The organism is Mycobacterium sp. OAS707 (genome assembly GCF_014873705.1).
Taxonomy (GTDB): domain Bacteria; phylum Actinomycetota; class Actinomycetes; order Mycobacteriales; family Mycobacteriaceae; genus Mycobacterium.
Genome location: NZ_JADBDS010000004.1, coordinates 710,448 through 730,453, shown reverse-complemented (window position 1 = coordinate 730,453; position 20,006 = coordinate 710,448). Strand labels below are relative to the sequence as shown.

The following is a 20,006-nucleotide window of genomic DNA, read 5'->3' as shown; positions in this document are numbered from 1 at the left end:
GACCTGATCCCGTACCGCACGCTGACCACTCAGGGCCCCGTCGGCGTGATGGTCGGCCACATCGAGGTGCCAGGGCTGACCGGCAGCGACCCGGCCAGCCTGAACCCGGCCGCGTACGCGCTGCTTCGTTCGGGTGACTACGGCGGGCCCGCCTTCACCGGCCCGGTGTTCACCGACGACCTGTCCAGCATGCAGGCCATCAGCGACCGGATGGGCGTCGCCGAGGCGGCGCTGCGGGGCCTGCAGGCAGGCGCGGACATCGCGTTGTGGGTGACCACCGACGAGGTCCCTGCGGTGCTGGACCGGCTGGAGAAGGCGCTGGCGGCAGGCGAGCTGACGATGCCGCAGATCGACACGTCGGTACTGCGAATGGCCGCCGTGAAAGGCCCGAATACGCGCTGCGGGCGCTGATCAGTCACCGATTGCTTACTCTGGAGTAATGGCCGGAGGCACCAAGCGTTTGCCACGCGCCGTGCGCGAACAGCAGATGCTCGACGCCGCGGTGCAGATGTTCTCTGTCAACGGCTATCACGAGACGTCGATGGACGCGATCGCCGCCGAGGCAGAGATCTCCAAACCGATGCTGTATTTGTATTACGGCTCGAAGGAAGAGTTGTTCGGCGCGTGCCTCGACCGCGAGCTGACACGGTTCGTCGACGACGTGCGCAGCAAGATCGACTTCTCGCAGAGCCCAAAAGACTTGCTGCGCAACGCTGTTCTCGCGTTCCTGACCTACATTGACACGAACCGGGCGTCGTGGATGGTGCTCTACACCCAGGCCACCAGTTCGCAGGCGTTCGCGCACACAGTGCGTGAGGGTCGCGAGCGGATCATCGACCTGGTCGGCAGGCTGCTGCGGTCGGGCACTCGCCATCCCGAGCCGGACACCGATTTCGACATGATGGCCGTCGCCCTTGTGGGCGCTGGCGAAGCCGTCGCCGCCCGGGTCAGCACCGGGGACGCCGACGTCGACGAGGCCGCCGAGTTGATGATCAACCTGTTCTGGCGCGGCCTGAAGGGCGCGCCTGCAGATCAGCCTGCACACCCAGCGGCCACCGGCTGATACTCCATTGAGCGGTCGTCTGGTGTGGCGCAGCCTTTCCATGTTGCGCTCGGTCCGCGGCCTCATCGTGGCCCTTGTCCTGCTCGGCATGATCGCCTCGGCGTTGCCGTACGTCACCGCTGCAGCCTTCGGGCCCATGATGCAGGTGGTCGCCGACGCGGGCGCCAGCGGGAATCTCAGTGGCGTATGGGATTTGCAGGGCCCGCTGGTCGCGCGTGAGGACGGGCTGCTCCGCTCCTTGGCCGGCCCGGTGCCGTTCGGGGTGCTGCTGGGGACATGGGGCGTCTCCCTCGTGCTCACACAGTTGATGCACCTGGTCAACGCGTCCGTACGGGTGACGGCCCAACGGAAGCTCGTCACGGACATCCGGCAGCGGGTGCACGATCACATCCAGACGTTGTCCCTTGATTTCTTCAGCGGGTCGAGCAGCGGTGCGCTGATCCCGCGGGTGACGACGGAATCCGCTGGCGTGCAACGTCTTCTGATGGACTGTCTACTGGCGCCACTGATCGATGCCGTCGTATTGGTCGCGGCCATCGCTTATCTGGTGGCGCTCTCGTGGCAGATGACCATCGCCGCCTTGGCGCTCACACCGCTGGCGCTGCTCACCCTGAGGTTCGCCGGTCGCCATGTTCAGGCAGCGATCCACCGAGTGATAACCGCCGACCGCGTGATGTCCGCCGAACTCGAGCAGACGGTGAACGGGATCGCCGAGATCCAGACGTTCAACGCTCAGTCCATTCGTAGCAAGCGATTTCGCGAAGCGTCGGAGAACGCGGCGAAGAACGACGCGACGAGCGTGGTCTGGATGCAGGCCACCGCGAACGGGTCTCAGATTTTCGTAGCACTCAGCACGGTGGTGGTGTTGCTGGTCGGGGTCGGGTTCAGCTCGAGTTTCGGTCTGACGTTCGCCAGCCTGATGGTGTTCGCGGGAATGGTTCCGACGATGTTCGGTGCGGCGCAACGGGTGATGGGTGCATACACCACCTACCGGTCGGTGCTGCCCAGCGCTACGTCGACGTACGAACTGCTCGACACCAGACCGACGGTTGAGGACCGCGCCGACGCCGTCGCACTCGGCGAGGTGCACGGCAACGTGGTGTTCGAGGACGTGACGTTCGGATACACGGATCGGCAAGCGGTTCTCGACGGGTTGTCGTTCTCGATCGCCGAAGGCGAGACGGTGGCACTGGTGGGTGGCATCGGGTCGGGAAAGTCGACGGTGTTCAACCTCATGCTGCGGTTCCTCGATCCGCAGCGGGGCCGAATACTGCTCGACGGCCACGACATTGCCGGGGTGACCATCGCGTCGCTGCGTGACCAGGTATCCAAGCTCGCGCAATTCCCGTTCTTCACCAAGGACACGATCCGCGAGAACATCCGGCTGGCTCGGCCGGACGCTTCCGATGCAGACGTCGAGGAAGCCTGCAAGCAGGCGAACGTGCACACTGTGATCACCGACCCGATGAAGATGCACAACGGCTACGACACCGTGGTGGATGTCCAGGTGCCATCCGGTGGCCAGAAGCGACTGATCGCGTTGGCGCGGTGCCTGTTACGCAGGCCCGAAGTACTGCTGCTCGACGAGCCGACGGAGAACCTCGACGCCGACCAACGGGCCCGGCTGACCGCAGTTATCCGCGACTACGCCCGCGACCGTACGTGTTTGGTGATCAGCCACGACATGGACTTCATTGCGGCGGTGGCGGATCGAATCCTGGTGCTGGAGAACGGCCGCATCGCCCAGGTCGGTGATCACCGCACGCTGATTGCCGAAGGCGGACTCTACAAGCGGTTGTACGAGGCGCAGAATGTCGATCCCAACCTGGTCTATCCGAGCGGTTAGGCTCTCGCCCGATGAACGTCGTTGTCTGCCTGGGAGCCCACATTCTCGACGTGCTTGTCCGTCCCGTCACGGACATTCCGGCGGGGCAGGACACAGCACTTGTCGAACAGATGCGGATGACGGCGGCGGGCACGGCTGCGGGGACGGCGCTGACGTTCGCCAAGCTGGGCGCGACGGTGCGGACGGCGGGGGCGATCGGCGCTGACCCGCCGGGCGATCTGCTGCTGTCGCTGTTGGGCCGCGCGGGCATCGACACCGGCATGGTGGTCCGCAAGGCAGATGTGCCGACGTCGATGTCGGTGCTGCCGATCAGACCGAACGGGGAGCGGCCTGCACTGCACCTGCTCGGGGCCAACCTCGCCTACACCCTCGACGACGTCGACTGGGAAGCGATCGCGGCCGCCGATCACCTCCATCTCGGCGGCACCGAGATGCTGGGCCCCGACTTCGCGGCGCGAATCCTCAAGCACGCCAAGGAAAACGGCGTCACGACCTCGGTCGACCTGATCGCACCGGGCGGCATGGGCACCTTCGACCTCATCGCGCCCGCGATGGAATACACGGACTATCTGCTGCCGAACGAGGATCAGGTGCTCGGCTTCACGGGTGCCGCAGATCTTGCCGAAGGTTCGCAGAAACTGCTCGACGCGGGCGCTGGATTGCTGGCGATCACGTGCGGAGCCGACGGCGCGATGATCGTCAGCGCCGACGGAGCACAAGAGGTTCCGGCGTTCGCCGTCGACGTGGTGGACACGACCGGATGCGGCGACGCGTTCTCCGCCGGATTCGTCTACGGCATGGGGCTCGGCAGGTCGCCGCGTGATGCTGCGGTCCTCGGCAATGCGGTAGCCGCACTCGTCGCGCAGGGACTGGGCAGCGACCACGGCGACTTCGACCTCGCGGCCGCCGACGCGTTGGCGTAGTGCGCCGATGGTCGGCAAATAGTGGGCAAATACCCCATGCGCCGAAGGCGCTCTTTCGAACACACTTTTAGCCATGCCCGTCGAATCGCGGAGTGATCCGGAGAAACACGTCGCTGAGTTGGAGCATCGGCTCCTGGAGCCAACCGGGGCCGCGTCGCGCCCCTTCGTGGCGTTCGCGGCCCCGCCGACCACCAAGCAGATGATGAAGTACACCTCCGTGTGCATCTTCGCGGCCATCGCTTTGCTTGGCGGTGTCAATGCGGCGCTTCTTCTGCTCGGTTCGATCGTGGGCTCGCAAAGACTCTGGCAGGTGGGTAGCGCGGTGCTCTACGCCGCGTTACTGCTGCTGGCCCGCCCTGCATTCGCGGCGTTCCAACGTCGGATCTATCGGGGAAAGAAGGTGCTCATAGCCGTCGCGGCCGATGACTTGAGCATCAGCACGCGGCCGGGCGAGGTCTTTTCGCTCGGTGATGCGCAGCTGAGCCGCTGGGCTCTCGCGGGCTATCGCGGCGTCACGAAAGGTACGGCGCTGCGGCTGCGAAGCGGCGGGAAGGACCTGGTCATCGGTGGACGCGATCACCGCACTGCGGCCGGGACTGTACTGAATGCGGACGCCGTCGAGGTCGTCGACGCATGGATGTGGCCCGCGGAATTCGATGACCTTCTCGCTGTCGTCGGCGGCCGCGGTGAGCTGAATGCGCAACGGCCCACGCCCGGGCAGCCGATTCGCTGCCTTCTGCTGCCGAACCCCATGGCAATGTTCTCGTCCTCGTTCTTCGGGATGTTCAAAAACACGGGAACAGCGCTGCAGATGTCTACCGATCCGCCGCAGCCGAGCATGGCCATCGACCTGGCCGAAAATGATATTTCGGTGATCGACCTGAAGAGCAACACGGTGATCGCCTCGGCGGCACCGGCACAGGTGACCGCGACACCGGCGGAAAGCACTCGCCGGATGCCAAGGATGGGTACGCAGACGACGCCCGTCTTGGCGGTGAGCATCCCCGACGCGCAACCACTGTCCATCGGGTGCGCCGATTGGACCGAACCGCCACAGCGGACAAGGAGCGGCAGAACCAAACTCGCATACCGTTTTTCATGGCGTGGCGAAGTGCATACTGCGCCCGAGCCGACATATGTGGTCTCGGACGCGGACTGGCTGACGCTGGTTGAAAAGCTTGGATTGACATCGTGTTTGGACGACAGGGCGCACGCCGACGCGGTGGCGGCGCCACTGGCTCGGCCCAAGCGCAAGCTCTGGATCTACGCCGTGATCTTCGCAGTGATCGTGTTGGTCGCGGTGCCCGCGATGATATTGGTCGCGGGCGGCATCATAACCAACCGCCAGCTGAAGGAAGACCAGCTGAAGGCGCAGCGCGAACTGCCTTTCGCGCTGCCGTTCAAGGACCTGCGCGTCCCTCACGGTGTGGCTGTAGACGCCGCAGGCAACGTCTACGTCGCCGACACCCATACCAACCAAGTGTTGAAGCTCGCACCAGGGTCCGACACCCAAACCGTGCTGCCGTTCACCGGACTCGATCTGTGCTCCAACGTGATTGACGCTTCTGTGGCTGGGGTGGCGGTGGATGCGGCAGGCAGTGTCTACGTCAGCGACAGCTGTAACGACAGAGTGGTGAAGTTATCGCCGGGGTCGAGTACCCAAACCGTGCTGCCATTCCGCGGCCTGGATGGACCTCACGGGATCGCTGTGGACGCCGCAGGCGCCGTGTACGTCGTCGACTACTCCCATAGCAACATCTTCGAGCTGGCCCCCGGGGCAACCAAGCCGATCCGGCTTCCGGCGACCGGCGAGGGCGGTCCCTCTGGTGCTGTGGCGGTCGACGCCGCCGGCAACGTTTACGCGAGTTGCAGCCGCGGACGCACGCGACTGAGTTGCTTACTGAGGCTCGCGCCGGGATCGAAGAGTTGGACCCGGTTGCCATCCACCACCGACAATTCCGGCGACACCTTCAGCTCAGGCGAACAGGACGTGGCCGTCGACGCAGCGGGCACCGTGTACATGATCACGTCCAGAACGGTGATGAAACTCGCGCCAGGGTCGGACAATTGGACGACGCTGCCTGGACATCCTCCGTTGGTGGATCCGATGGGGTTGGCGGTGGACGCCCGCGGCAGCAGTGTTTACGTCACGGATCACACGGGCTCCCGCGCGACGGGGAGCGGCCTGCCCTGGGAAAAGGACGACGCCCAGGGCTACGTGCTCAAGCTGCCCGGGTAACCAGCGACAATCGCGCTCGCCACAGAATCGTTATCGGAGCTTGCCTCGTGTGACATGTCCCGTCGCAAGAATGCGACGGAAGCACCGTGCCGTACGAGAGGAAGTAGTGACCGACAGAGACCTGTATTCGGCGATCCTGAGCGTGTTGCAGTCGCACTTCGACAGCACCGGATTACCGAGGTCGCCATCACAAGCCGTGCAAGCACACCAGATCGGCCAAGACGCCATCAACGACTGGTTGTCGGCGAAGCTGCCGCCCCTGTGAAACTGCCCAAGGCGCTTTGGCTTGGGTTCGTAATACTGGGCATGACCACCGCGTGGCCCGCGGCGGCGGACCCCGCAACAGCGGCAGCCCAATGGATCGTCGTCGGCGTGCCGTCTGCCCACGCCACCACAGGAACCCTGACCGCCTACCAACGCGTCGGCCAACAGTGGAAGGTGGTCCTGGGACCGGTACCCGCCAAGGTGGGCGAGCTCGGTGTCGGTGCTCCAGGCGACGGTGTCCACCGCACTCCGGCGGGAACGTTCAGATTCGACCAGGCCTTCGGGCGGCAGCCCAACCCCGGTACTAAGATGCCGTATTTCCAAGCCACTCAACAGGATTGGTGGGACGAGGACCCGGGGTCGCCGAGTTACAACACGCATGTACGCCGATCCGGCAGTCCTTCGTCAATCGCGGAAAATCTGTACGACTCGGGGTCCGTCTACGACTACGCGGTCAACATCGCGGTGAATCCGAATCGCATCCCGGGACGCGTGTCCGGGATTTTTCTCCACGTGACCGACGACAGTCCCACCTGGGGATGTGTGGCCATCGGCCGCGATCAGATGCGTTCCGTGCTGAACTGGCTCGACCCTTCGGCATCACCGGTGATCACCATCGGTGTCGGCACTCCGTCGCTATAGCGCTGTCACCGTGCCCGTCAGGTGGGGGTCGCCCTTCTTCAGGTTGCGCAGCGTGAGCTGCCATCCCTCGGAGATGCGGTCGACATACAGGCCGGCCTGTGCCGGCAGCACCACCGGCTTGGCGAACCGCACCGAGTACTTCACGGCATCCGGCAGCTGCCCCTCGATGTTCGCCAACACTGCTGCAGCGGTGAACATTCCGTGCGCGATAACGCTCGGAAAGCCGAACAGCTTCGCGGCGACCGAATTGGTGTGGATCGGATTGTGGTCCCCACCGACCGATGCGTAGTGGCGGATCTGCCCCGGCGTGATGCGCAGCACCGCGTTCGGCGGGCCGAGCTTCGGCTGCTTCTGCGGCGGCGGCTTCGGCTCGTCGGACAGGCTGGTGCGCTGCTGATGCAGGAACGTCGTCACCTGATGCCACGCGGTCTCGTTTCCGACGTTCACGTCGGTGACGATGTCAACCAGGAGCCCGCGGCGGTGCTCGCGCAGGTTCTCGGCATGCGTGCGCACCGAGACCGTATCGGTCACCAGAATCGGCCTGTGCTGCGTGATGTGGTTTTCGATGTGCACCGAACCCATTGCGGCGAACGGGAAATCGAATCCGGTCACCAGCGACATCACCGTTGGGAACGTCAACGCGAACGGGTAGGTCAGCGGCACCGCGTCACCGAATCGCAGCCCCGTCACGTTGGCGTACGCCGCCACGTTCGCCGGGTCGATGCTCAGCTCGTCGACAGTCAACGTGCGGTCGGGCAGCGTATCGCCACGCGGCACGAACGGCAGTGCTCCCGCCGCCGCGCGCACCAGATTCATCAACCCCGACGGCTGCGCTTGGCTCACGCTATGCCCCCAACCATGCCTGGCCGCACACCCGAATCGTATTGCCGGTCACCGCGTTCGACGCGGGGCTGGCGAAATACGCGATCGTTTCGGCGACGTCGACAGGCTTGCCGCCCTGATACAAGGAGTTGAGCCGCCTGCCCACCTCGCGGGTGGCCACCGGGATCGCCTCGGTCATCTTGGTCTCGATGAAGCCGGGGGCGACCGCGTTGACGGTGATGCCCTTGTCGGCGTAAGCCTCAGACAGCGCATCGGTCAGCCCGATCATGCCCGCCTTGGTGGCCGCGTAGTTGGTCTGCCCGCGGTTGCCCGCGATGCCTGCCATCGACGACAGCCCGACCACTCGGCCACCTTCACCGAGCGCTCCCTTCTCCACCAGTCCCTCGGTAAGCCGCAGCGGGGCAAGTAGATTCACGGCGACGACGGAGTCCCAACGGGCCTCGTCCATGTTGGCCAGCAACTTGTCGCGGGTAATGCCTGCGTTGTTGACCAGAACATCGGCCCGCCCGTCGTGCACCTCGCGCAGATGCTCGACGATCTTGTCGACCGCATCGTCGGCGGTGACGTCAAGCGTCAACGCCGTGCCGCTCACCTTCGACGCGGTCACCCCCAGCGGCTCGGCTGCACTCTCGACGTCGATGCACACCACCTTCGCGCCGTCGCGCGCGAACACCTCGGCGATCGTCGCGCCGATACCGCGGGCCGCACCCGTCACGATCGCGACCTTGCCGTCCAGGGGCTTGTCCCAATCGGCAGGCGGCGCCGAGTCGGCCGCACCGACGCGGAACACCTGCCCGTCGACGTAGGCCGACTTGCCGGACAGGATGAATCGCACCGTCGACTCCAGCCCGGTCGCGGCCGGCTTGGCATCCGGCGACAGGTGCACCAGGTTGACCGTGGCGCCCCGGCGCATCTCCTTGGCAAGTGAGCGGGTGAACCCTTCGAGTGCCCGCTGCGCGATCTGTTCGTGGCCGCTGACCTCGTCGGGCGTCGTGCCGATCACCACAATGCGTCCCGACGGCCCGAGGTTGCGCAGCAGCGGGGTGAAGAACTTGTACAACTCCTTGAGCCCTGCGGGCTCGGTGATACCGGTGGCGTCGAACACCAGCCCGCCGAACGAGTCGGCCCACCGGCCGCCGAGATTGTTGGAGACCAGGTCGTAGTCCTCGGCCAGTGCGGCGCGCAGCGGTTCGACGACGCGGCCCTCACCGCCGATCAGCAGCGTGTCCGCCAGCGCCTGATCGCCGGGCGCATACCGGCGCAGCGTCTCGGGCTGCGGAATGCCGAGCTGCTTGGCGAGGAACGATCCTGGCGCCGAGTGGACGATTTGCGAGTACAGATCGGTAGCCATGGGGACGAACTTACTCCAGAGTAAGAAGGGTGCGTAATATGGGGTTCATGGCTAGTGATACCCACCGACGCGTCGCCGTACTTGGCGGCAACAGAATCCCGTTCGCACGATCGGACGGCGCGTACGCCAACGCCTCCAACCAGGACATGTTCACCGCAGCGCTGGGCGGGCTCATCGACCGCTTCAACCTCGAAGGCGAAAAGCTGGGCGCGGTGATCGGCGGCGCGGTGCTCAAGCACAGCCGCGACTTCAACCTGATGCGTGAGTGTGTCCTCGGCAGCTCGCTGTCCTCCTACACGCCCGCATTCGACATCCAGCAGGCGTGCGGCACAGGCCTGCAGGCGACCATCGCGGCCGCCGACGGCATCGCGGCAGGCCGCTACGACGTGGCCGCTGCGGGCGGTGTGGACACCGCCTCCGACGCGCCGATCGCGTTCGGCGACGACCTGCGTCGTGTGCTGCTCGGGCTGCGCCGGTCGAAGTCCAACGTCGACCGGCTCAAGCTCGTCGGCAAGCTGCCCGCGGCGCTCGGCGTCGAAATCCCCGTCAACAGCGAGCCGCGCACCGGCCTGTCGATGGGCGAGCACCAGGCCATCACCGCCAAGGCGATGGGCATCAAGCGCGTCGACCAGGATGAGCTGGCCGCCGCCAGCCACCGCAACATGGCCGCCGCCTATGACCGCGGCTTTTTCGACGACCTCGTCACCCCGTTCCTCGGGCTGTACCGCGACAACAACCTGCGCGCCGATTCGTCGCCGGAAAAGCTCGCCAAGCTCAAGCCGGTGTTTGGTGTGAAAGCCGGTGACGCCACCATGACCGCGGGCAACTCGACCCCGTTGACCGACGGCGCATCGGTCAGCCTGCTGGCCACCGACGAGTGGGCCGCCCAACACGGCATCGAACCGCTGGCCTACTACGTCGACGCCGAGACCGCAGCCGTCGACTACGTCAACGGCAAGGACGGCCTGCTGATGGCGCCGACGTATGCGGTGCCACGGCTGCTGGCCCGCAACGGGCTGACCCTTGGCGACTTCGACTTCTACGAAATCCACGAGGCGTTCGCTTCGGTGGTGCTCGCGCACCTGCAGGCCTGGGAGTCCGAGGAGTACTGCAAGGAGCGGCTCGGCCTGGATGCTGCCCTCGGCTCGATCGACCGGTCGAAGCTCAACGTCAACGGTTCGTCGCTGGCGGCCGGCCACCCGTTCGCGGCTACCGGCGGACGGATCGTGGCCCAGCTGGCCAAGCAGCTCGCGGAGAAGAAGAAGGAGACCGGTCAGCCGGTCCGCGGCCTGATCTCGATCTGTGCAGCAGGTGGTCAGGGTGTGGCCGCGATCTTGGAGGCGTAGCCGACATTCGACCCCAGCAGCCTGAGCCAAAAAATTTTCGCAGGCGTGTAACGGGCTCGCGGGGGTAGTCGATAGTCCTGGTAGCTCCGTGTTGCCGTCTGACCCCCCGACCCGACGGCAACACGGGGCTCTTATTTTCGCGCCCCGGGTGCTTCGATGGGGACATGCAGATCAGCCTCAGCCTCGTCGGATTACTCAGCGATACGGGCGGCTCGCCCGTCGATGCGACCATCAAGAGCCTCGCCCAGTTGCGCGACGAAGGATTCCGCAGAGTCTGGATGGCCCAGCTGCCCTATGACCCGGATCTGCTGACCATCCTGGCCGTCGCCCTGCATGAGGTCGACACCATCGAAGTGGGTTCCGGCGTGGTGCCGATTCAGGTTCAGCATCCGACATCCCTGGCGCAGCGGGCGCTGACGCTCAACGCGATCGCGGGCGGCCGGTTCAGCCTCGGCGTCGGCATGAGCCACAAGATGGTCACCGAGCAGATGTGGGGGATCTCGTATGAAAAGCCGCTGCGGCGGATGCGGGAATACCTCGACGGTCTGCTGCCGCTGCTGGCCGGACAGCCCGCTGACGCCGAAGGCGAAACGGTGACCACACGCGGATCGCTGCAGATTCCCGGTGCCCCGACGCCCGACGTCTACATCGCCGCGCTCGGCCCCCAGATGCTGCGGCTGGCGGGCAGGCGCACAGCCGGCACGCTCACGTGGATGACGGGCCCCAAGACGCTGGCCGAACATGTCAGCCCGACGTTGCGCGAGGCCGCGGCCGAAGCGGGCCGTTCGGAGACGTCGGTGCGCGTCGCCGCGTCGCTGCCGGTGGCCGTGACCGACGACATCGACGCGGCGCGGGCCAGAGCCGCGCAAGAGTTCGCGATCTACGGCCAGCTGCCGTCGTACCGCGCGATGCTCGACCGCGAGGGGTACGCCGGGCCGGAGGACGCCGCGATTATCGGCGACGAGAAGACGGTGTCCGACCGTCTCGACGAGGTCGCCGCATCGGGCGTCGACGAGTTCGCGGCTGTCACGTTCGACCCGTCTCCTGAGGGGCGCGCACGCACTCGCGCGCTGCTGCGAACCAGGGACGAATAGCGCCCGATTTTCCTCTGGTGTGACCGCAATCACAGGCGTACGATCGAGCGCACGACGGGTTCGGGAGTGACCAATCCAAAGTGCCGGCAAGAGGTGAAAGCCGGACGCGCGAGACTAATGAGACGCCCTCAAGTGTCCTCCCGAACCCGCCCTTTTTGTCTGTAGCAAGGTGTGGCTAGCCCCACCCGACATCTGCCGGACACCCCCATGGAACGCGTGAGGTATGCGGGCCACGATGATGACGTGACGATGACTGCTGTTGCGACCCAACCGGATTGGACCCGAACACTACTGACGCCGCTGCGCGCCCCGGCTTGGCGGGCCTATCTCTACTTCGTCCTGGTCAGCGTGCTCGCCATCGCGGCTGTCGTGTTCATCTTCTTCGCGGGCCTCGGATCCGGGCTGCTGTTGGTCACGCTTGTCGGCATCCCATTGCTGGCCGGCGTGGTGCTGACCGGGCGGCTGTGGAACCGGCTGTACCGGTCGCTGGCCCGGCTTCTCGACGTGCAGATCGATGCCCCGCCCGAATTCAGGCGTCCTGCCGGTCGATTGCAGACGATCCCGGCCGCGCTCACCGACGCCGTCGGCTGGCGCAGCCTCGGATTCCTGGCACTGCAGGCGGTGCTGATGACCCCGGTCGGCTATCTGGTGATCGTCGGCATCGCGATGTCGCTGGCGTTGGTGATCTCGCCGATCGCGTGGGCGGTGATGGGCGAACCCTTCGTCTCGTTTGGTGAGCCCGTGGATTCGCTGCCCGCATACCTGCTGTTGTCGGCGGGCGGCCTGATCACGCTGTACCTGCTGGGGTGGCTGATGCTGGGACTCGGCCGCGGCCACGTCTGGCTGGCCTGCGTGCTGCTTGCACCGACCGAGCGCGAGCGACGGGTCGGCCAGTTGGAGCGGGCCCGCGCGGACGTGGTCGACGACTCGGCCGCGACGCTGCGCCGTGTCGAGCGAGATCTGCACGACGGCACCCAGGCTCGGCTGATCACTGTCGCGATGGCGTTGGCGCGGGCCGAAGAGCACTTTGCGTCGTCGGATGTGACGCGTGGCCGCGAACTGGTGTCGGATGCGTTGGCGAACACCAAGGACACGTTGACGGAGTTGCGTGATCTGGTTCGGGGGATCCGCCCGCCTGCACTGGATCTCGGTCTTGGTGAGGCGGTGCAGACGCTGGCGGCGCGCAACCCCATCCCGGTCGAAGTGGCGGTGGACCTCGCGGCGCGGCCGTCGATCGGCGTCGAGACCATGGCGTACTTCTGTGTGGCCGAACTGCTGGCCAACGTATCCCGCCATTCGGGTGCCACCCACGCCTCGGTGCGGATCAACGGCGACGCCGCCCAATTACGAATCACTGTAAGGGACAACGGTTCCGGTGGCGCCGCGGTCGGGAACGGCACAGGGTTGACGGGCCTGCGCGACCGGCTGGCGATGTTGGACGGACGGTTGGAGATCGACAGCCCGGCTGGCGGCCCAACAGTAGTGACGGTAGTCGTCCCGCCGGGAGCCGAACAGTGACCCGCCTGGTCATCGCCGAGGACAGCGCGATCCTGCGCGACGGACTGGTGCAACTGCTCGTCGAGCGCGGTCACGAGGTGGTGGCCAAGGCCGGCACCGCGGACGAATTGCTGGAAGCCATCGATGCCTTCAGGCCCGATGTCGCGGTCGTCGACATCAGGATGCCGCCGACGTTCACCGACGAGGGCTTGGTCGCGGCGGTGGCACTGCGCCGCTCGCATCCCGACGTCGGCGTGCTGGTGTTCTCCCAGTGGGTCGAAACGCGTTATGCCACCGAATTATTGGCGGGCAATCCCGAAGGTGTCGGTTATCTGCTGAAGGACAGGGTCACCGACATCGCGGAATTCGACGACGCGTTGCGCCGCGTCGCCTCGGGCGGAACCGCGCTCGATCCTGAGGTCGTGCGCCAGTTGATCGGCAGCCGCAAGCAGGCGACCGTCCTGGACAGGCTGACGCCACGCGAACGCGAGGTGCTCGAGTTGATGGCCGAAGGGCATTCCAACAGCGCTCTGGCGCAGCACCTTTCGATCACCGAGCGTGCTGTCGAAAAGCACGTGTCGGCGATCTTCACCAAGCTGGACCTACCGCCGTCGCAGGCGCACCACCGCCGGGTGCTCGCGGTGGTGACCTATCTCAACTCCTGACTCAGCAGCGACGCGAGTTCGCTGCGCGGCACCGAGACGCGATGTGGCCCGCTGTTGTCCACCACCACCTGATCTTCTCCGAAGAAGAAGATCACGGCGTCGTCGGTGATGGCGAAGTCCCGGTAGGTGGTTTCGTCGAGATCTTGTATAGGCGTGTACGTGTGCTTCCCCAACTCGCGCTGCACTATCGGGTTCAACACGTCCAATGGTTTGGTCCCGGGCTTGAACAACGTGTCGAAGGTGATCGGTGCCTGCTTACCGAGGTTGTAGTTGAAGGCCTGATACGACGTGCCCGGATGGTCCTCATGGCTGAAACCGGTGTCGTCGTTGATCGTCAACACCAGGCTCTGGGTGCCGGAGTCCGGGGTTCCCGACCGGTATTCCTTCGCGGTGACGTCGTGCATGAACGGCTGGATGCGGCCGTCGGGACCGAATTTCGCGAGCCAGTCCAGGAAGTCGGCACGGTCCTGTGCCAGGTAATCGAACACCGCCTGCTGGTCGGGATAGTCGACTGGAATGCTCATGTCCATGGTGTAGGTGGCCGTGGTGCTGTGCGCCTGGCAGACCTGGTTGGCGTCGACCGTACCGCCGAGGCTGTCGCATGTTGATTGCCCAGCAGCAGTGGCCGGCAGTGCCAGTGCGATGACCGCGGCGCCCGCGAATACTGCAATGAGGTTGCGGTGAAGCAACTTTGATGTCATGACGGTTTCCTTTTGAACGAGGGTGACTTACGACTTCTGGTCCGGATAGAGCTGCGCGTCGGTGACGCCGCCGCCGTTGATCGGCGGACCGAGAAGCACAGTGGAGGTGTTGGTCGCAGGATCATAGGTCAGCAGCGATGTGGTACCTCCGCAGCCGACCTGGGCGGAGAGCAACAACTTGTCCCCTGTGATGCCGACGAGTTGGATGCTGTCGGAAACGCCGGGGATTTTCACCTGGGTGGTGTGCATGTCAGGAGTCAAGCGGGACAAATGCACTGTGCCGCAAGCGCCCGCGGTTTGCAGAAACGTTCCGCTGGGCAGCTCGTAAGCCATGCCGTCGCCGTAGTCCCCGCTGAAGCCATGGTCGTCACCCTGGCCCGAGTTGACTGCGGTCAGCGCGGTCGCAGGCCCACCGTCGACGGGCACCTTCCACAGCTGGCCGCCGGCATCGTTGGAGCAGTGGGCGAGGATCACGGTTGAGTTCCACCACCGCAGAGGCGAGCATTCCGCCTTCGGCATAGGTGATTTCAGTGTCCGAATGATCTTGCCGTCGTTGCCCATCACGACAAGGCTGTTGTCGGACTTTGTGACCCCGTCCTTTTCGAGGTTCGCGGTCGAGAGCACAAGCTGTGTCCCGTCGAGCGACCGGAGGTAGCCACCACTGAAGTGGCCCGCGCCGCCGAGGTGATCTGTCGGATACGACTGTTGCTCATTGCCGGCAAGGTCGACCCGTTTCAACGTTCCCGGCTTGTCCCGGTCGTTGTCGGTCGCGATGAGCAGGGCTTCGCCGTCAGGGCGGGTGTATCGGACGTGACCCGTGATCGGAAGTGGCGTCTGTGTGCCTGTGTGCAGATCGATCGAGACGAGCGGCGAGGATGACGCGCCAGGCTCGTACTTCTCCGTCCTGATCAGGGCGTGACTGCCATCGCCGGACCAATCGACCACCTGCGGGTCCGACTCCGGGGCGAACGTGGTGATTGGGTAGCGGTTTCCTTGCGGGTCAACGAGGTACAGCGTCGTGGAGGCCGTCTCACGGCTGGGCTCGTTGGGCGCAGGCGAAGCGCCCGGCATCGTGGGAGTGATCGGACTCCAGAGTGCCAGCATCCAGCCTTGGCCGACACTCGGCCAGGGCACGCTGCCGATCGGGGATTCGGCGCCGTGTGCCACGGCAGGCGTGGCAGGCGCGGCCGTCGACGTCGGCGTCACAGGGCTGACCGCCACGCTGGGCGCCGTCGTCGAACCATTCGACGACGAGCATCCGGCCAGCATCACTGCCGCCACGGCGACGAGGCCGACGGTCATCCGGGGTCGCGACATATTCGTTCCTTTTTGGATAATGTGGTTGGGGGTCAGGGGGTTTCGGTTCATCGCTGCACCGGGAGTTTCACGATGCGGCCATTGCCGTTGTCGGTCACGTACACGCTGCCTTCGGCGTCAATGGCCACGCCTTGCGGGAGGTTGAGGTCGGTGAACGGCAGCACGGTCGGTGTGGTCGAGTCCGCGCCGAGCTTCAGCACGCGGTTGTGGCCGCGGTCGGTGACGTAGACGTCGCCTGCGGTGTCGACGGTCACCCCGGCGGGGTTGTTCAGGTCGGAGAAGGGAAGCACTGTGGCGGTGGTCGATCCCGCGGCGAGCTTCAGCACCCGGTTGTTGCCGTTGTCGACGACGTAGACGTCGCCTGCCGAGTTCACTGCGATGCCCTGCGGATCGTGTAAATCATTGAACGGCAGCGCAATCGGGCCATCGGCTCCGACGGCCAGCTTCCACACGCGGTTGCTGCCCCAGTCGGTGACGTAGAGATTGCCTGCGTTGTCGGCGGCGACACCCGCCGGATACTGCACGCCCGTCAGCGGTAGTGGCGTAGGGCTGGCTGCCCCAGCAGCCAACTTCAGGACCTGATGGTGGTTGAAATCGGTGACGTATAGATTGCCTGCCTGATCCACCGCGACGCTGGCAGGATCGGTCTTGTCGGAGAACGGCAGCAGCGCAGGCGTATCCGCACCTGCCCCCAGTTTCCACACCCGGTTGTCACCTTCGCCGGTGACGAAAACACCGCCGGCGGAATCAACCGCGACGCCGTTGGCGTAGCGCAGGACGGTGAACGGAAGATCGTCGGAACCACGCGCCCCCGCCGCGAGCTTCATGACTTTGTGCTCACCGAGGTCCGTCACGAAAATCGTGCCGCGCTGGTCGACTGCCAGCCCTGCTCCCTCGTTGATCAGGCTGAACGACACTGGAGTCGGGGCAGTTGCACCTGGTGCCAGCTTCAGCACCGGGTCGGGGTTGTGCTGCAGCACATAGACGTTGTTCTCGCTGTCGACCGCGACCGCAGTGGGATAGTGCAGCGAGCCGAACGGCAGCACGGTCGGGTTGTTCGCGCCTGCCGTCAGTTTCAGCACCCGACCACTTTTGTTGTCGACGGTGTAAACGTTGTTCGCAGCGTCAACGGCTACGGCGACGGGGCCGTGCAAGGTGCCGAACGGCAGCACTGCTGCGGTGCTCTGTCCCGGGGCGAGCTTCAGGACCCGGTTGGCGCTGTAGTCGGCGATGTAGATGTTGCCCCCGGCGTCGACGGCCACGCCGTCGGGATCCTTGAGACCACTGACGGGCAGTGCAATGAGCTTGTCTGCGCCCTTCTCCAGCTTCCAGACTCTATCGTTGCCGTTGTCGGTGACGTAGACGCTGCCCGCGCTGTCGACCGCGACGCCCGTCGGGTCCGAAAGCCCCTCTGACGGAAGGGGAGTCGGCGCGTTGCTTCCCGCCGCGAGCTTCAAGAGTTGGTGGGTGGCATGGTCGGCGATGTAGAGGTTGCCAGCCGCGTCGACCGCAGCGCCGTAGGGCTTCTCGAGATGTACGAATGGCAGCACGGTCTGAGATGAGTACGTCACGGTGTGCTCTTGGGATGCGCGAGCTGTGACCATGGCCCTGATACTCACGGCCGCGGCGATCGCCACGATGACGAGCAGGCCGACGACGAGCGCGACCTTCACGCCACGGCTGGCCCGCCGGACAGGCGGCGAAACTGCGGTCATTGCGGTGTCCTTCCAAAGGAGACGTCTGTGTTGCCCGCAAGCGTGCCGAGACAGTCTTGGCGGTTTCTTGGTGATCCGTCGCTCTGAAGTCTGCGTGCACGTCAGGCCGAGATGAATAGGGAAATCTCCCCATGTTCGCGGTTGGCTGCTCGCCAAGAATCCATCAAGCGCCGCCGGGAATGGTGTTTCCAACGCAAACATCAACCGTTGAGGAAGCCAACACATGTTCAGCTCACGAATCACCAAACCAGCCATCGCCGCGGGGCTCATCGGCGTGGCCCTGCTTGCCGCGGGAACCGCGAACGCGCAGACTGCCGACGATCAATTCTTCGGTGCGCTGCAGCAGCAAGGCATCGGCTTCGGCAGCCCGGACTCGGCCATGAAAGTCGCCCACCACGCGTGTGATGCGCTCGGTGCCGGCATGGAGCCCAGTGACATCAGCGCCAACATCGCGGCCGCCAACGGTGGCATCGATCGGCAGACCGCATTGGTCATCGTCGTCGACGCCGCGATGGCTTACTGCCCGCAGTTCGTTCACCAGATGGCAAACGGTGCGACCGTCGTCGGCCCGAACCACTGACGCGCCAACGCAAAAGGCCCCGGGAAGAGTCCGGGGCCTGTCGCGTACGAAGCGGGTTTAGAAAGCCGCCTCGTCCAGTTCCATGATTTCGTTGTCGAGCGTGTCGATCACGGCACGGGTGCTGGTGAGCACCGGCAGCATGTTCTTCGCGAAGAACGACGCGACCGCGATCTTGCCCTCGTAGAAGGCGCGATCGTCACCGCTGGCCCCGGCGTCGAGCGCCTCGATGGCCACGGCGGCCTGCTGCTGCAGCAGCCAGCCGATCACCAGGTCGCCGACGCTCATCAGGAAGCGCACCGAAGCCAGGCCGACCTTGTACAGTTCGGCCGGGTTCTCCTGCGCCGCCATCAGATAGCCGGTCATCGTCGCGGCCATGCCCTGCACGTCCTCCAGAGCGGTGGCCAGCAGCGCACGCTCGGCCTTGAGCCGGCCGTTGCCTGCCTCGTTCTTGACGAACTGCTCGACCTGGCTTGCCACGTAGGCCAGCGCCTGTCCCTTGTCGCGGACGATCTTGCGGAAGAAGAAGTCCTGCGCCTGGATGGCGGTGGTGCCCTCATACAACGAGTCGATCTTGGCGTCACGGATGTACTGCTCGATCGGGTAGTCCTGCAGGAAGCCGGAGCCACCGAAGGTCTGCAGGCTCTCGGTGAGCTTGGCGTACGCCTGCTCGGAGCCAACACCCTTGACGAGCGGGAGCATCAGGTCGTTGACCCGCACCGCCAGTTCGGCGTCCACATCGTGCAACGCCTTGGCGACCGCGGAGTCCTGGAACGTCGCGGTGTACAGGTACAGCGCGCGCAGACCCTCGGCGTACGCCTTCTGCGTCATCAGGCTGCGGCGCACGTCCGGGTGATGAGTGATGGTCACGCGCGGCGCGGTCTTGTCCGTCATCTGGGTCAGATCGGCGCCCTGCACGCGCTCCTTGGCGTACTCGAGCGCATTCAGGTAACCGGTGGACAACGTCGCAATGGCCTTGGTGCCCACCATCATTCGAGCCTGCTCGATGACGTCGAACATCTGGGCGATGCCGTCGTGCACCTCGCCGACCAACCAGCCGACGGCGGGAACGCCGTGCTGGCCGAGCGACAGCTCACAGGTGGCCGAGACCTTCAGGCCCATCTTGTGCTCGACGTTGGTGACGAAGACGCCGTTGCGCTCGCCGGGCTCGCCGGTTTCCGGGTCGAAGTGGAACTTCGGCACGAAGAACAGCGAAAGACCCTTGGTGCCCGGTCCGGCACCCTCGGGGCGGGCCAGCACCAGGTGCATGATGTTCTCGCCGATGTCGTCGGCGTCACCGGAGGTGATGAAGCGCTTCACACCGTCGATGTGCCAGGTGCCGTCGGGCTGCTGGGTGGCCTTGGTCCGGCCGGCGCCGACGTCGGAGCCCGCGTCGGGCTCGGTCAGCACCATGGTCGCGGTCCAGCCACGCTCGGCGGCCAGCACGGCCCACTTCTTCTGCTCGTCGGTGCCGAGGTTCCACAGGATCTGGGCCATGCCCGCACCCATCGCGTACATGTAGGCGGCCGGGTTGGCGCCGAGCACGTGCTCGATCAGGGCCCACTGCAGTGCGCGGGGCATCGGCATGCCGCCGAGTTCCTCGACCAGGCCGATCTTGTCCCAGCCGCCGTCGAGCAGTGCGCGCATCGACTTCTTGAACGGCTCGGGAAGCTTCACCTCATGAGTCTTGGGGTCGAACACCGGGGGGTTGCGGTCGGAGTCGACGAAGGAGTCTGCGATCGGACCCTCGGCCAGCCGGGCCATCTCGCCCAGCATCTCCGTGGCGGTGTCGGTGTCCAGGTCGGTGTATGCGCCCTCACCGAGCGCCTTGTCCACACCGAAGACCTCGAACAGGTTGAATACCTGGTCACGGACGTTGCTCTTATAGTGGCTCACATTTCCTCCTCGTCGAGTAGCCACTTG

Annotated in this window: 18 protein-coding genes; 12 read left to right on the top strand and 6 right to left on the bottom strand. The window is 65.4% G+C overall.

Features of this window, described 5'->3' with window-relative positions; genetic code table 11:
- The 7 genes from GGC64_RS28605 to GGC64_RS28575 all read left to right on the top strand — a co-directional run.
- The coding region (locus GGC64_RS28605) for a glycoside hydrolase family 3 N-terminal domain-containing protein (RefSeq protein ID WP_304611129.1) at positions 1–411 on the top strand (411 nt) is incomplete at its 5' end.
- A 28-nt stretch (positions 412–439) separates the two neighbouring features.
- Positions 440–1,063: a TetR/AcrR family transcriptional regulator gene (locus GGC64_RS28600; RefSeq protein WP_192725912.1), complete on the top strand. Its 624-nt coding sequence runs from the start codon at positions 440–442 to the stop codon at positions 1,061–1,063.
- A gap of 40 nt (positions 1,064–1,103) precedes the next feature.
- On the top strand, positions 1,104–2,909 hold the full coding sequence (locus GGC64_RS28595) for an ABC transporter ATP-binding protein (protein WP_225952492.1): 1,806 nt from the start codon (positions 1,104–1,106) through the stop codon (positions 2,907–2,909).
- A gap of 11 nt (positions 2,910–2,920) precedes the next feature.
- Positions 2,921–3,832, top strand: a complete 912-nt coding sequence (locus GGC64_RS28590; protein WP_192725910.1) for a carbohydrate kinase family protein — start codon at positions 2,921–2,923, stop codon at positions 3,830–3,832.
- Between the two features lie 73 nt (positions 3,833–3,905).
- The gene (locus GGC64_RS28585) at positions 3,906–6,071 is read left to right on the top strand and encodes a hypothetical protein (protein WP_192725909.1); all 2,166 of its coding nucleotides are present in this window, start codon (positions 3,906–3,908) and stop codon (positions 6,069–6,071) included.
- A gap of 106 nt (positions 6,072–6,177) precedes the next feature.
- Positions 6,178–6,336 (top strand): hypothetical protein, encoded by a 159-nt coding sequence (locus GGC64_RS28580; RefSeq protein WP_192725908.1) that lies wholly within the window; start codon positions 6,178–6,180, stop codon positions 6,334–6,336.
- A gap of 41 nt (positions 6,337–6,377) precedes the next feature.
- Complete coding sequence (locus GGC64_RS28575) at positions 6,378–6,977, top strand: L,D-transpeptidase (protein ID WP_192725907.1); 600 nt, start codon at positions 6,378–6,380, stop codon at positions 6,975–6,977.
- On the opposite strand, the gene GGC64_RS28570 is transcribed toward GGC64_RS28575, so the two are convergent.
- Positions 6,972–7,793, bottom strand: a complete 822-nt coding sequence (locus GGC64_RS28570) for a MaoC/PaaZ C-terminal domain-containing protein (RefSeq protein ID WP_192725983.1) — start codon at positions 7,791–7,793, stop codon at positions 6,972–6,974. The genes GGC64_RS28575 and GGC64_RS28570 overlap by 6 nt on opposite strands.
- A 28-nt stretch (positions 7,794–7,821) precedes the next feature.
- A complete protein-coding gene (locus GGC64_RS28565) occupies positions 7,822–9,171 on the bottom strand; it encodes a 3-oxoacyl-ACP reductase (protein WP_192725906.1) in 1,350 nt (449 codons plus the stop codon).
- Positions 9,172–9,209: 38 nt separating this feature from the next.
- Here GGC64_RS28565 and GGC64_RS28560 point away from each other — a divergent pair, with 38 nt between their 5' ends.
- The 4 genes from GGC64_RS28560 to GGC64_RS28545 all read left to right on the top strand — a co-directional run bounded on the left by GGC64_RS28560 (position 9,210) and on the right by GGC64_RS28545 (position 13,773).
- Positions 9,210–10,517: an acetyl-CoA C-acetyltransferase gene (locus GGC64_RS28560; protein WP_370582376.1), complete on the top strand. Its 1,308-nt coding sequence runs from the start codon at positions 9,210–9,212 to the stop codon at positions 10,515–10,517.
- Positions 10,518–10,681: 164 nt separating this feature from the next.
- The gene (locus tag GGC64_RS28555; protein ID WP_192725904.1) at positions 10,682–11,611 is read left to right on the top strand and encodes a TIGR03564 family F420-dependent LLM class oxidoreductase; all 930 of its coding nucleotides are present in this window, start codon (positions 10,682–10,684) and stop codon (positions 11,609–11,611) included.
- Positions 11,612–11,860: 249 nt separating this feature from the next.
- Positions 11,861–13,129, top strand: a complete 1,269-nt coding sequence (locus GGC64_RS28550) for a sensor domain-containing protein (RefSeq protein ID WP_225952617.1) — start codon at positions 11,861–11,863, stop codon at positions 13,127–13,129.
- A complete protein-coding gene (locus GGC64_RS28545) occupies positions 13,126–13,773 on the top strand; it encodes a response regulator transcription factor (RefSeq protein ID WP_192725902.1) in 648 nt (215 codons plus the stop codon). The genes GGC64_RS28550 and GGC64_RS28545 overlap by 4 nt, the downstream gene beginning before the upstream one ends.
- On the opposite strand, the gene GGC64_RS28540 is transcribed toward GGC64_RS28545, so the two are convergent.
- Genes GGC64_RS28540 through GGC64_RS28530 form a run of 3 tightly spaced genes read right to left on the bottom strand, consistent with a single transcriptional unit; the run spans position 13,758 to position 17,506 of the window.
- Positions 13,758–14,474: an esterase gene (locus tag GGC64_RS28540; RefSeq protein ID WP_192725901.1), complete on the bottom strand. Its 717-nt coding sequence runs from the start codon at positions 14,472–14,474 to the stop codon at positions 13,758–13,760. The genes GGC64_RS28545 and GGC64_RS28540 overlap by 16 nt on opposite strands.
- A 27-nt stretch (positions 14,475–14,501) precedes the next feature.
- Positions 14,502–15,791 (bottom strand): hypothetical protein, encoded by a 1,290-nt coding sequence (locus GGC64_RS28535; RefSeq protein ID WP_225952491.1) that lies wholly within the window; start codon positions 15,789–15,791, stop codon positions 14,502–14,504.
- Positions 15,792–15,838: 47 nt separating this feature from the next.
- Complete coding sequence (locus tag GGC64_RS28530) at positions 15,839–17,506, bottom strand: NHL repeat-containing protein (RefSeq protein ID WP_192725899.1); 1,668 nt, start codon at positions 17,504–17,506, stop codon at positions 15,839–15,841.
- A 223-nt stretch (positions 17,507–17,729) separates the two neighbouring features.
- On the opposite strand from GGC64_RS28530, the gene GGC64_RS28525 reads away from it, so the two are divergent.
- On the top strand, positions 17,730–18,086 hold the full coding sequence (locus GGC64_RS28525; RefSeq protein WP_192725898.1) for a DUF732 domain-containing protein: 357 nt from the start codon (positions 17,730–17,732) through the stop codon (positions 18,084–18,086).
- Between the two features lie 57 nt (positions 18,087–18,143).
- Here GGC64_RS28525 and GGC64_RS28520 read toward each other — a convergent pair whose 3' ends face one another.
- Positions 18,144–19,979 carry an acyl-CoA dehydrogenase gene (locus GGC64_RS28520; RefSeq protein WP_192725897.1) on the bottom strand — a complete coding sequence of 612 codons (1,836 nt, stop codon included), beginning with the start codon at positions 19,977–19,979 and terminating at the stop codon, positions 18,144–18,146.
- Positions 19,980–20,006: the final 27 nt, after the last annotated feature.